Annotated in this window: 12 protein-coding genes; all 12 read right to left on the reverse strand. The window is 38.4% G+C overall.

What is annotated here, in order from left to right; all coding sequences use genetic code 11:
* Window positions 1-248 precede the first annotated feature (248 nt).
* Window positions 249-1,016: an epoxyqueuosine reductase QueH gene (locus B7692_RS04530; protein WP_000567567.1), complete on the reverse strand. Its 768-nt coding sequence runs from the start codon at window positions 1,014-1,016 to the stop codon at window positions 249-251.
* Window positions 1,017-1,140: 124 nt separating this feature from the next.
* Window positions 1,141-2,763, reverse strand: coding sequence for a chaperonin GroEL (gene groL / locus B7692_RS04535; RefSeq protein WP_084930038.1), 1,623 nt, complete (start codon window positions 2,761-2,763; stop codon window positions 1,141-1,143).
* Between the two features lie 15 nt (window positions 2,764-2,778).
* Window positions 2,779-3,063, reverse strand: coding sequence for a co-chaperone GroES (gene groES, locus B7692_RS04540; RefSeq protein ID WP_084930039.1), 285 nt, complete (start codon window positions 3,061-3,063; stop codon window positions 2,779-2,781).
* Window positions 3,064-3,218: 155 nt separating this feature from the next.
* Complete coding sequence (locus B7692_RS04545) at window positions 3,219-3,614, reverse strand: single-stranded DNA-binding protein (protein WP_060627102.1); 396 nt, start codon at window positions 3,612-3,614, stop codon at window positions 3,219-3,221.
* Between the two features lie 76 nt (window positions 3,615-3,690).
* On the reverse strand, window positions 3,691-4,452 hold the full coding sequence (locus tag B7692_RS04550; protein ID WP_084930040.1) for an SDR family oxidoreductase: 762 nt from the start codon (window positions 4,450-4,452) through the stop codon (window positions 3,691-3,693).
* A gap of 41 nt (window positions 4,453-4,493) precedes the next feature.
* On the reverse strand, window positions 4,494-5,120 hold the full coding sequence (gene ytpR, locus B7692_RS04555) for a YtpR family tRNA-binding protein (protein WP_084930041.1): 627 nt from the start codon (window positions 5,118-5,120) through the stop codon (window positions 4,494-4,496).
* Window positions 5,121-5,135: 15 nt separating this feature from the next.
* Window positions 5,136-5,453, reverse strand: a complete 318-nt coding sequence (locus B7692_RS04560) for a thioredoxin family protein (protein ID WP_023948252.1) — start codon at window positions 5,451-5,453, stop codon at window positions 5,136-5,138.
* Window positions 5,450-5,749, reverse strand: a complete 300-nt coding sequence (locus tag B7692_RS04565) for a DUF4651 domain-containing protein (RefSeq protein ID WP_049543840.1) — start codon at window positions 5,747-5,749, stop codon at window positions 5,450-5,452. Before B7692_RS04565 ends, B7692_RS04560 begins: the two co-directional genes overlap by 4 nt.
* A gap of 250 nt (window positions 5,750-5,999) precedes the next feature.
* The gene (locus tag B7692_RS04580) at window positions 6,000-7,076 is read right to left on the reverse strand and encodes an N-acetylmuramoyl-L-alanine amidase family protein (RefSeq protein WP_192855472.1); all 1,077 of its coding nucleotides are present in this window, start codon (window positions 7,074-7,076) and stop codon (window positions 6,000-6,002) included.
* 119 nt (window positions 7,077-7,195) lie between these two features.
* The gene (locus tag B7692_RS04585) at window positions 7,196-8,803 is read right to left on the reverse strand and encodes a CTP synthase (RefSeq protein WP_084930042.1); all 1,608 of its coding nucleotides are present in this window, start codon (window positions 8,801-8,803) and stop codon (window positions 7,196-7,198) included.
* 235 nt (window positions 8,804-9,038) lie between these two features.
* Window positions 9,039-9,626, reverse strand: a complete 588-nt coding sequence (rpoE, locus tag B7692_RS04590) for a DNA-directed RNA polymerase subunit delta (protein ID WP_192855473.1) — start codon at window positions 9,624-9,626, stop codon at window positions 9,039-9,041.
* Window positions 9,627-10,080: 454 nt separating this feature from the next.
* Window positions 10,081-12,594 (reverse strand): toll/interleukin-1 receptor domain-containing protein, encoded by a 2,514-nt coding sequence (locus B7692_RS04595; protein ID WP_084930044.1) that lies wholly within the window; start codon window positions 12,592-12,594, stop codon window positions 10,081-10,083.
* Window positions 12,595-12,660: the final 66 nt, after the last annotated feature.

Here is a 12,660-nt window from a genome sequence, read left to right on the forward strand (position 1 = left end):
CATGCTTAACTTCCTAACTCAAAAACAAAGCACCGATTAATTTATCCGTTCTTCTTTTGAAACAGATTTGAACTGATAATTGCTCGTTTTAATTTAAAAAGCTCTTTTGAGCAAAACTTAATTTTTTTAAGAGTCCAAGGCTTGTTGAAGACTCACAAGCCTTGGACTAGAAATTCAAAGATTGGTCCAGCAATTTCTGTCTATCGCTTTTCTACTAGCAAAAAACCTACCTTGAGGCAAGTTTTCATTTATATATCTAATTTTGTAACTGTAAATTTGATATGGGAATAGTCTTTTTCAACGTCCTTATCCAGTAAGAAAGCCGTGGCGTCCTTCTTAACCTGAACCAAATCAATATTCTGAGCCTGGGCTGCATAGACGCATCCACAATAACATTGACGGTAGATGTCATACTCTTCACACATCTCTACTGAACGTTTGTAGCCTTGATTTTTCTTGAAATCACTGGGAAGATAGTGGGTGGTATAAATTTTTTGCACATCGATTCCGATGCTGTTAATGGTTTGAGAATTCTTATGAGGACTGATGGTCAAGGCTGAGCCAAAATAGTCAAAACCTAAATCCATAGCCACTTGCGCTGTTTTATCCAGGCGGTAGTCAAAGCAAACCTTACAACGGTCGCCACCTTCTGGCTCCTCCTCTAGTCCCCTAACTAGTTTTCGGTATTCATTGGGTTCGTAGGGAGCTTCTAGGTACTGAACCGTATTTCCTGTCCGCTCATTAAAATCACTAACAAATTTCTTGGTGACATAGGCCCGCTTATGGTATTCTGCCTTAGGATGGATATTAGAATTGGCAAAATAGATGGTCACATCTGCATACTTGGTCAAATATTCGAGGGTATAGGTACTGCAAGGGGCACAGCAAACATGCATGAGAATGGTTGGCCGTTGCTCATTTTTCTCCCATACTTGTACCATCTTCTGCATGACACGGTCATAATTAATCTTCTGATTAGGGTTCATCTTGCTCAGAATTTCTTCTACATCGATCATGTTCTTCTCCTTTTTCTAGTCTTATTTTATCATATAAGTTAGGAGAGCTCAAATCTATTTAAAATAGAAAACCATAAAAGGAGGGAATACGCATCCCTCCTTTTGTATTTTTTATAAGTTGCTTTTACATCATGCCGCCCATCATGCTTGGATCCATTGCTGGAGCTGGAGCTGCTGGTTCTGGTTTATTAGCTACGACTGCTTCTGTTGTCAAAATCAAGCTGGCTACAGATGCTGCGTTTTGTAGGGCTGAACGACTCACTTTAACTGGGTCGATAATCCCTTGATCAATCATGTTGACCCACTCGCCAGTTGCTGCATTGAAACCTGTACCAAGCTCAGCATTTTTCAAACGATCGATAACGATTGAACCTTCAAATCCTGCATTGTGGGCAATTTGACGGACTGGTTCTTCCAAAGCACGGAGAACAATATTGCGGCCTGTTGCTTCGTCTCCTGTCAATTCCAAATTAGCCACGGCTGGGATAACATTTACAAGGGCTGTTCCACCACCTGCAACGATACCTTCTTCAACAGCTGCACGAGTAGCATTGAGGGCATCTTCGATGCGGAGTTTCATTTCTTTCAACTCAGTTTCAGTTGCAGCTCCGACCTTGATGACTGCTACACCACCTGACAATTTCGCCAAGCGTTCTTGCAATTTTTCACGGTCAAATTCAGAAGTTGTAGTTTCGATTTGAGACTTGATAACTGCAACACGGTGAGAAATCGCTTCAGGATTTCCAGCACCTTCTACAATAACAGTGCTATCTTTGTCCACAGTTACTCTCGCTGCTTGACCAAGTGCTTCAATTGTAGCATCTTTCAACTCAAGACCTAGGTCTTCTGTGATAACTGTTCCGCCTGTTAAAATGGCGATATCTTCAAGCATGGCTTTGCGACGGTCACCAAAACCAGGTGCCTTAACTGCTACTACGTTGAAGGTTCCACGAATCTTGTTCAAAACAAGAGTTGGAAGAGCCTCACCATCTACATCATCCGCAATAATCAAGAGTGGACGATTGCTTTGGAGAATGCTTTCTAGAAGTGGCAAGATTTCTTGGATATTTGAAATCTTCTTATCAGTAATTAAAATATATGGATTTTCAAGGTCAGCCACCATTTTTTCGCTATCTGTCACCATGTACTGTGAAAGGTAACCACGGTCAAACTGCATACCTTCTACAACTTCAAGTTCTGTTTCCATACCACGTGACTCTTCTATAGTGATGACTCCGTCTTTGCCAACTTTTTCCATGGCTTCAGAGATGTATTCACCTACTTTTTCGGAACGAGAAGATACGGCTGCAACCTGAGCGATAGCTTCTTTGTTGGCAACAGGAATGGCGTTGTTTTTCAAGGCTTCAACTGCTGCAGCAACTGCTGTTTCAATCCCACGACGAATTCCGATTGGATTTGCACCTGCTGTGACGTTTTTGATTCCTTCACGGACAATTGCTTGGGTCAATACAGTTGCAGTTGTTGTTCCGTCACCAGCGATATCATTGGTTTTTGAAGCTACTTCTGATACCAATTTGGCACCCATATTTTCAAAATGGTCTTCCAATTCGATTTCTTTGGCAATGGTCACACCGTCATTGGTAATCAAGGGTGAGCCAAATGATTTTTCCAACACAACGTTACGACCTTTTGGTCCCAAGGTTACTTTAACAGTATCTGCAAGGATATCGACACCACGAACCATAGCTGAACGGGCATCTGATGAAAATTTAATTTCTTTTGACATACTTACTTTCTCCTTCTATTCTTCAATGATAGCCAAGATGTTAGCTTCGCCAACGATGATGTACTTTTCATCGCCGTCTTTGACATCAAGACCTGCGTGGGCTTCAACTAAGACACGATCTCCAGGCTTAACACTTGGAGCTACCAAGTCACCGTTCAAGGTACGAACACCTTGTCCAGTAGCCACTACTGTAGCTGTTTTCGTTTCTTCTTGGGCTGATTTTGCGAGGACAAAGCCTCCAACAGTTTGTTCTTTTTCTTCAATTTTCAAGACCACACGGTCTCCTAATGGTTTCAACATCTGCTTTCCTCCATGATGAGATAGATATTATTAGCACTCTTTATACCTGAGTGCTAATTCATAGTTCTATTGTATCACTTGGTCAGAAATAGTCAAGAAAAAAGTCTGACTTTCTCAAGATAAAAAGCCTGAGACCAACTCAGACTTTTTAATGCTTAAAATGGCAATTCTTCCTCTTCCAAAACCAAATCCGCCAAATCTTGTCCTGCATTATTTTCACGCATGGCACGTTGAGCACGACTTTCCAAGAGTTGGAATCCAGTAACAAGTACTTCGGTCACGTAGTTCATCTGACCATTTTTCTCAAAACGACGGGTACGTAATTCTCCATCCACTGAAATAAGACTACCTTTGGTTGCGTAGCTTGCCAAGCTTTCTGCTAGTCTGCCCCATAGGACCATATTAACAAAATCAACTTCGCGCTCCCCATTTTGGTCTTTGTAACGACGATTTACAGCGATAGTTGCTCGCGCTACTGACTTGTCATTGTTGGTTTTGTGCAATTCTGGTGTAGACGTCAAGCGTCCGATTAAGATAACTTTATTATACATATTTTCTTCCTCCTACTTATCTATTCGTAAGAAATCAAAAAAAAGTTACAGAAATTTGTAACTTTCGAGGAATTTTTTAGTTTTTATGAACCATGAAACCTGTCGCCTGTTGATTAGCCATAATGGTCATATCTGTAATTTGCACACGACGAGGTTGACTAGTCACATAGACCACTGTATCTGCAATATCCTGAGCTTGCAAGGCTTCGATTCCTTGGTAAACGGACGCAGCCCGCTCTTTATCACCGTGAAAACGCACTGTAGAAAAATCTGTTTCGACAATTCCAGGCTGAATGGTTGTCACCTTGATATCCGTTGCGATGGTATCAATTCGCAGTCCATCTGAAAAGGTCTTAACTGCTGCCTTGGTAGCTGAATAAACTGCTGCACCTGCATAGGCATAAATTCCTGCGGTTGAGCCCATATTAATGATATGTCCTTGATTTGCTTTTACCATTGCTGGCAAAAAACAGCGAGTAACTGCCATCAAACCTTTGACATTGGTATCCAACATGGTCAACATATCCAACTCTTCATAGTCCTGATAGGGTGCTAAACCTAGAGCCAGTCCGGCGTTGTTGACTAAGATATCAATCCGCCCTATCGTTTCTAGAATGTCAGAGCAAACAGTCTTTACCATAGCCATATCCGTCACATCCAGTGGAAAGGTCCAGACGGTTTGATTTGGAAAAGTTTCTGCAAACTCCGACTTAAGGGTTTCTAACCTGTCTGTCCGTCGTCCAGTTAGAACGACATTCTCACCCTGCTCCAGATAAGCACGCGCAATTGCTTCACCGATTCCTGATGTCGCTCCTGTAATCACAACATTTTTTGCCATCTTATTTCCTTCTATCTGGTCTATCAGATATTAACAACTTCTTAGGCAGTCCAGTGTTTAGCTGGATCAAATGGAGTTCCAACAACTTGGTCTTCTGATAATTCAATAATACCACGTTTTTGCGGAGCATTTGGCAGATGCAATTCACGAGGACTACACATCATGCCAAAACTCTTTTCACCACGAAGCTCACCTGGGAAAATGAGATTGCCTTTGGGCATCATTGCTCCAGGAAGGGCTACAATGGTTTTCAGACCGACACGCGCATTGGGAGCTCCTGCAACGATTTGTACCGTCTTATCACTTGCGACTGCAACTTGGCAGATGTTGAGGTGGTCACTATCTGAATGGGCTGCAATCTCGACAATCTCACCAACAACAAACTTAGGTTCCTTGTCATTGACAATTTCTTCTGTAAAACCTTCCGTTTGTAATTCTTGGTTCAAACGAGCGACTTGCTCATCTGTCAAAAAGACTTGACCGCGCTCTGCAATTTCAAACAAACTTGAAACTTCGAAAATATTCCACGCCACTGTTTCCCCATTATCTTTGAGGAAAACACGAGCTACCTTGCCTTTGCGCTCCACATCCAGTTTGGCATCTCCGCTATTTTTCGCGATGACCATAAGGACATCACCGACATGTTCTTTGTTATATGTAAAAATCATTGTTTCCTTTTTCTCCTATTTCAGTCCTGCTAAAAAGTCGTTAATTTGTTGCTTGCTTTTACGGTCGCGGTTAACAAAACGGCCAATTTCCTTGTCCTTTTCTAGAACAACAAGGCTAGGGATCCCGTAAACATCCCAGAGTTTGGCCAAATCCATATACTGGTCTCGGTCCACTCGAATAAAGTTGAACTCTGGATTGGTCTCCTCAATTTCTGGTAAGGCAGGATAGATATAACGACAATCGCCACACCAGTCCGCCACAAAAAGAAAGACCTTCTTGCCATCTTTTTCCACTAAAGATGCTAGTTCTTCTAAACTTGCTGGTTGTATCATAGGACTTCCTCCTCATAGACTAGGTCTTCATTTTCATAGACAAAGGTATAATGACGGCCATCCTCAAAAATGACGCCACCAACCAAGCTCTCTAGACTGCTTTCATAGTCCTGAACATAGAGTGTCGCAATTTCCCCCATGTCTGAAAAATGGTCTCGTACAATCGCTGTCAACTCTTCCTGAGTCTTCATGAGCTTACGGTCATCTGCAACTTTTTTCGTAGCAAGGGCAAGGCTTCCAATACCTAGCAGAGCCAAGCCTGCCATCCACATTTTTTTAGCTTTCATACCATTCATTTTAACACAAAAAAGGCTTTAGGACAAATGAGGAAGCAGCAGAAAAGCAAGTAAAAAGCCCCTTTCCTTTAAGGAAAAGGACTTCTTATACTCAATGAAAATCAAAGAGCAAACTAGGAAGCTAGCCACAGGTTGCTCAAAGCACTGCTTTGAGGTTGTAGATAGAACTGACGAAGTCAGCTCAAAACACTGTTTTGAGGTTGTGGATGAAGCTGACGTGGTTTGAAGAGATTTTCGAAGAGTATTATTCTTATTGCCAGGCGCCTGAGTTACCAACGTAGTAACCATCAGGGGTGTAGGTATTGCGAAGCATCTTACCTGATGAAGCCAGATAATACCACTGGCCATTATCTTTGACCCAATCATTCGCTAGCATGGCACCAGAAGAACTTACATAATACCATTCTCCCTTATCATAAACCCAAGTGCTTGCTTTCATGGCTCCTGAAGTTGATAAATAGTACCACTTGCCTTGGTCGTAAAGCCAGTCACTCGCAATCATGGCTCCTGATGATTTAAAGGCATACCAGTTGCTACCTTGATAAAGCCAAGTTTGATTGAACATGACTCCTTTATCATTCATAAAGTACCAAGTTCCCTTGTCATAAACCCAATCCTTCTGCACTAATTGACCTTGTTTTTGATAGTACCAGTTTTGGTTTGATTTTAGCCAACTTTCTGCTTTTACAATCGGATAAAGTTCTTTGAAAGATCCTCCATCATCATATTTGTGACTGATAGATTTTGGTTTTTCTAGTTTCAACTCGCCATTGTCATAGTCTGCCCAAGCAAAGACTTTTTGACCATTGACAGTCTCTGGTAAGGTAGCAGTGTAAGTCTTGGTTTGATAATCCCATTTAGCATCAAGGTAAGTGTATTGATCATTTGATTCTTCAATACGATAGTAACCTCTCTTTCCACTATCATTATGAATATCATCCACAACTTTCGTTGACCAGGTCTTTACTTCATTTCCGCTCTTAGCTTCTACCTTGATATCTCCTCTATAGCCATATGGAACATAGAAATTCAGGTAACGCCCCTCTACGCCCATCATAGACTTGTCCTTTTCTTGACCTAGGAAATTGACAGTTTGATCTTGACCATTGAGACTAACCGTCCACTCGATTTTCTCGGTTTTTGGCAAATCCAAGACTTTTATATCCACTTCATGACCATTGTTAAACCGAAGAATCTTGCCATCTTGATACTGCACTCCACACTTAACACCCCATTCTTCTTTAAGCTCAAATGCCTGCCCTGAATGTGGAAAAGCCAGTAAAGCTAGACCAGCTAGAGACAAACCAAATAATGTGATTTTTTTCATTGTAGATCCTCCTTAGGTGTTGTTATGTTAATTATATCACTATATTTTTATTTTGCAAATCTTATCCTAAATATGCAAGCAAAAAACCTCTGAGATTGGTCTCAAAGGTTCTGATTTTACTAATTGCTGTTCTCAACTGCTGCAGTGACAAAGGCAGTGTAGAGTTCTTCTGGACGGTTTGGACGGCTTGATAGTTCAGGGTGATACTGACATGCTACAAAGAATTTATTTTCAGGAATTTCCACAATTTCGACCAAACGATTATCTGGAGAAACTCCTGAGAAGACAAAGCCTGCTGCCTCAAACTGCTCACGGAAGGCGTTGTTAAACTCATAACGGTGACGGTGACGGCGTTGCACCACTTCTTGATTGTGATAAGCAGCCGCTGCCTTTGAGCCACGTTTCAACTTAGACGGATAAAGCCCCAAGCGAAGGGTTCCCCCCATATCCTCAACATCAATCTGATCACGCATGATATCAATGATAGGGTATTTTGTTTCTGGTGCAAGCTCTGCAGAATTGGCACCTTCAAGACCCAAAACGTGACGAGCAAATTCGATACATGTCAACTGCATTCCCAAGCAGACACCTAACATTGGAACATCATTTTCACGCGCATAGCGAATAGCTTGGATTTTCCCTTCAGTACCACGTTGACCAAAACCACCTGGTACGATGATTCCGTCCGCATCAGACAAAAGCTCTGCCACATTCTCTGCTGTCACATCATTGGCATTGACCCAATTGATTTTAACTTCTGCGTCGTTGGCATAACCAGAGTGTTTCAAGGCTTCGACCACTGAGATATAAGCATCTTGCAACTCAACATACTTACCGACAAGGGAAATTTTAACTTGTTTCTTGAGGTTCATGACCTTATCCACCATGGCTGACCACTCCGTCATATCCGCTGCTGGTGCGTCTAATTTCAAATGGTCACAAACAATTTGGTCCATACCTTGTGCCTGCAAGTTCAATGGAATTTGGTAAAGATGTTCGACATCCAACGACTCGATAACGGCTTCTGGTGCCACATCACAGAACTGGGCCAGTTTGTTTTTAATCCCTTGACCAGCTGGCTGCTCTGTACGAATCACCAACATATTTGGCTGAATTCCCAAACCACGTAATTCTTTGACAGAGTGTTGAGTTGGTTTGGTTTTCATTTCACCAGCGGCCTTGAGATATGGCAGCAAGGTTGTATGGATATACATGACATTATCCGCACCCACATCTGCCTTCATCTGACGAAGGGCCTCTAGGAATGGCAAGGACTCGATATCTCCTACTGTTCCACCAACCTCTGTGATAATGACATCAGAGTCGGTCGTTACAGCGGCACGCTTGATTTTCTCTTTCAAAGCATCTGTGATATGAGGAATGACTTGAACAGTTGCCCCAAGGTATTCTCCACGGCGTTCCTTACGCAGAACTTCACTGTAGATTTTACCAGTTGTCACGTTGGAATATTTGTTAAGATTGATATCGATGAAACGTTCATAGTGACCCAAGTCCAAATCAGTCTCAGCCCCATCATCTGTCACAAAAACTTCCCCGTGCTGGTAAGGACTCATAGTTCCCGGATCAATATTGATATAAGGGTCAAACTTTTGAATGGTTACTTTGAGATCACGATTTTTCAAGAGACGGCCCAGACTCGCTGCTACAATCCCTTTCCCAATAGACGATACCACACCACCAGTTACAAAAATATATTTCGTAGACATAGATTCCTCTTTCTAAAATGCTCAAGGTCTTGTCAACTACGAGGGGACATAGAAAACAAGACCCTACTAATAAGAATAATCTGGAACGACTGCACCAGATTCACAACCAAAATACAAGAAGATAACTTCTTAAAAAACAAAAATAGCTCCCTAAGAACTAGGGAGCCCCGACCTCTAAAAGAGGTGCCCGAACAATATGATACCTAAAAATAGGATAATTGTCAATAGCTAACTTTTATTCCTCGACGTTTTCAGCATCATCGTCTGAAAACTCGTCGTCTTCTTCGTTGAGATCCACGTCTTCACCCAAATCATCAGGAGCAATTTCGTTGATTTCTGCATCATAAGCTTCCACTTCATTTTTCTCATCATCTGGATTTTCATCATCGTATGAAAGAGCAGGATCTGCTTCGTATGCATCTTCGTCTTCTGGGTCATCTGCATTGTAGTCAATAGCATCTGAATCGCCATCCATGAAGGCATTGACACGTTTTTTCTTAGCTTTTGGTGCTACTTCATCGTCGTCATTTTCTTCAAGAGCGATGATTTCTTCATCGATTTCGTCCACACCATACCATGAACGAAGCCCCCATTTGTTGTCTCCAAGTGAGATGAAGCTACCGTCAAAGTTCAACTCTGTGTAGAACAAAGGCAAGGCTTCGCGGATATCGCTGTTTGATGTTCCAAGGTAGTTTTGAATTTCGTTTACAAGATCGCTAAAATGCATCTCGTGATCGCGACCACGAAGTTCCAAGATAGCACGCGCTACCTCAATCATAGATAGTTCACTTTTTTCTTGCCCAGCAAATACTTCTAATTCCAAAGCGTTTCTCCTCATTTATACTACTATCGCCAGAGCGAACAGACTCTGACCTCATTTTATCATTTACTCTTTATTTTACGATAATTTTGCAGAATAGTCAAAGGTTAAAATAGATCTGTCTATGATTTATTAAGAGAATGTGACAAAAAGTTTTAACTTTAGAAACTCTTTTCTATAAATTCTTAAGTTAGATAAAAAAAGAATAAGGTAGAACTCTCATTTCAGAAAAATAGTTCTATATACTTTTTATATTTAAGGTGAGTGCTTTCCCCCAGCCTCTTTCATTATACCGCCTCTAGAAGATAAACATTTTATTTAAAGAACAGATTGAATGCTGCATTGAAAAAAACTAAACTTTCAAGATGCCTTTAGATCGTTTATAAAATAAACTGATACCTTCTATCATATGTTGCTTCTTTTCTAAAAGTATTGCTCAATTTATTATATGTAACAACTATATTGTTCTATTATCCAAACGATTAAGGAATCGCTCCTTTGCTTGCTCAGTGTAATTACTAATATTATCTTTAAAGTATTTTTTAGCTTCCTCTATACTTTGAATTTTACTTATCAATAACGAATTCATGTAAATATAATTATTGTAATATTTCGACTTTAGATCAGAATTTTCAAAACGACTAATTATAGATTTCATCATTTCTATATCACCAAACTTTTCAGCGATATCAAATTTTATAAAAGTTGCGTATTGAATATCAGGATTAATGTGTATAGCTTCATCGATACTTTCAATAGCAGAATCATAATCATTTCCAATAAATGCAAAATATTGCGCTTGAAGTCTTGGAGTCATTTCTTCAGAAACTTTATTTTTTATTAGTTTCATACTGTCAATCAATTCTAGCAAAATTTTATTTTTGTTTGGTTCGTCAGATTTAATTAAACATGTAAAATATGCTTGAATATGATACGGATTATTTTTGTAATTCTCATAGTTTAACCTAGCAAGTTCCAATGCAGATGGAAAGTCTTGCATTGCTATTAATACTTGAACTTTCTCTCTTTTGGCCTTTGAAAAGTTACTCCTCTTAATCAAACTTGAATTTAATCTCTCTAATGCCTTATCGTATTTTCCAATCTGTCTATAATAGAAACCATAAAGAAAATCATGATCTGGACCATCAATGTTATGGACCTCCTCATTAAATCTTAACTTGCTATCTTCAATATTTTGTTTAGATAACTTAGCCAATGCTAAACATAAAAGATAGCGAATTTCAAAAATCATTCGATCGTCATAATTATCAATTCTTTGCAAAGCTTTATCTGCAAAAAATACAACTTCTTTATATCTACCTGAATAATAAAGTTCATTCATAGTTTTTAAATAAATTGATGGAAAAATATACTTTTCATCAATATTCAAATTACTTTTTAATGATATTTTTAAATTAAAAAGGAGCTCAGGAACATTATAATTCTCGTTTTCATCTATTTTAGAAATAAATTCTTGCACACTATCTAAAATTAGTTGTCTATGCTTCGAATTAATTTTATAATCACTTCGAATCATATAATCTTTAATCGAATCGTTTACTCTCACATATTCTTGAAACGTCCCTACAGTCTCGCAAATTCCTTGCAATAAAAACGTATCTAAATAGTTCTGATAATCCTCTTTTTTTCTATTATCTCTTGCAATAATAGAAAATAGATAGTTTATACCAATTGAATCAAACTGACATAACAAAGCTAAAAATTCTAATTGTTTTTTATTATCATGAAAATCTTCAAGTAATAATTCTGCTTTTTGAGTATTAAATCTTATAATTGAATGAGACTCTCTTTTAAATTTATCCCATCCAATTGTTTTTAATTTATGAACTGCATAATAAACTTGTTCTGGTAGACCCGAAAGTAAATTACTAGTAAAACTTAATTTCTCTCTATCCAATATTAAGTCACATATTTTTGAATATCTATTCAGCAATCCGTTTCTCTCTTGAGGTTCTAATTCAGGAATTTTAATAGCAAATATTTTATGAAAATTATAATCGCCAGTCCTAGAGAAATATCTAAACTTACTAGCAATCAAAAATATCAACTTATCTTTTACATCTTCAGAATCTACTACATCATAAAACCAGTCAACAATTTCTCCTCTTTGATTGATTATACAACCACTATCTTTAATCAATATAAAATATCCTTCTTCTTGTAGCTTGCTAATAATCTTTACTAAAGCAATCTTCTTTTCTATAAAAGACAATTCATTTATTTCTGATATTTTAATCTCCAATTCTTCATCTTCAAAAAAACCTAAATCAATTAATTTAAGAATAAAATCTTCAATACTTTCGTTTCTTTCCATTGCCAACTCTGAAAAAGGGTATGTAGGTTTAACTAAATTTGTTTTTATCAAACTCTTTTTCAAAAAGGTTCTCCTACCTACACCTTCCAAACCAGAAGCAAACAACGCAACGGGTTTTGGCAAATTAAAATCATCAATTCTTCTTTCAATGTCATCCAGAAATGAATTTCTACCTACAAATAAATCTTGTCTATCTTTAATTGCATTATGTTTTTGTCTACTTATCTCAATATAACGCTCCAATATTATATCAACAATTTTCTTATTACTTTTAATCATCTGTATGTTATACTGATTTCTTAACCACTTAGGAATACGTTCATCATCATATTTAATTTTATCTGCAACGATAATAGGACAAATTTGATAATATCTATCTTTTGCAATTCGACTCTCAGCAATTCTTAATTCTTGATGAACCCATTGTGAATCTAAAGCATCATTCGAAAAAAATATAACAAATAAGTCTGAAATATCTAAATTATAAATTATTTCACTTTCTGTATTTCTACCTTCTTGAAAATTAAAACAATCCATCACGACACTCTCTTCTCCAAGAGAAGTTACTAATTTGGAATAAATCTTTTTCACTTGTTCTTTATTTGCACTACTATGTGATAAAAATATTTTCGGCATTGTTTAACTCCTATATTGAATATAATTATATAATTCATTATACCAAAAACCCCAGCAAATTGCCGA

This window comes from Streptococcus mitis (genome assembly GCF_002096925.1).
In the GTDB taxonomy this organism is placed as follows: domain Bacteria; phylum Bacillota; class Bacilli; order Lactobacillales; family Streptococcaceae; genus Streptococcus; species Streptococcus mitis_AF.

What these genes read in the sequence shown, in the direction of transcription:
- groES (WP_084930039.1), bottom strand. Translation starts at nt 3,063, where the DNA reads ATGTTGAAACCATTAGGAGACCGTGTGGTCTTGAAAATTGAAGAAAAA.
- B7692_RS04530 (WP_000567567.1), bottom strand. Translation starts at nt 1,016, where the DNA reads ATGATCGATGTAGAAGAAATTCTGAGCAAGATGAACCCTAATCAGAAG.
- groL (WP_084930038.1), bottom strand. Translation starts at nt 2,763, where the DNA reads ATGTCAAAAGAAATTAAATTTTCATCAGATGCCCGTTCAGCTATGGTT.
- B7692_RS04545 (WP_060627102.1), bottom strand. Translation starts at nt 3,614, where the DNA reads ATGTATAATAAAGTTATCTTAATCGGACGCTTGACGTCTACACCAGAA.
- B7692_RS04565 (WP_049543840.1), bottom strand. Translation starts at nt 5,749, where the DNA reads ATGAATGGTATGAAAGCTAAAAAAATGTGGATGGCAGGCTTGGCTCTG.
- ytpR (WP_084930041.1), bottom strand. Translation starts at nt 5,120, where the DNA reads ATGATTTTTACATATAACAAAGAACATGTCGGTGATGTCCTTATGGTC.
- B7692_RS04585 (WP_084930042.1), bottom strand. Translation starts at nt 8,803, where the DNA reads ATGTCTACGAAATATATTTTTGTAACTGGTGGTGTGGTATCGTCTATT.
- B7692_RS04560 (WP_023948252.1), bottom strand. Translation starts at nt 5,453, where the DNA reads ATGATACAACCAGCAAGTTTAGAAGAACTAGCATCTTTAGTGGAAAAA.
- B7692_RS04550 (WP_084930040.1), bottom strand. Translation starts at nt 4,452, where the DNA reads ATGGCAAAAAATGTTGTGATTACAGGAGCGACATCAGGAATCGGTGAA.
- B7692_RS04580 (WP_192855472.1), bottom strand. Translation starts at nt 7,076, where the DNA reads ATGAAAAAAATCACATTATTTGGTTTGTCTCTAGCTGGTCTAGCTTTA.
- B7692_RS04595 (WP_084930044.1), bottom strand. Translation starts at nt 12,594, where the DNA reads ATGCCGAAAATATTTTTATCACATAGTAGTGCAAATAAAGAACAAGTG.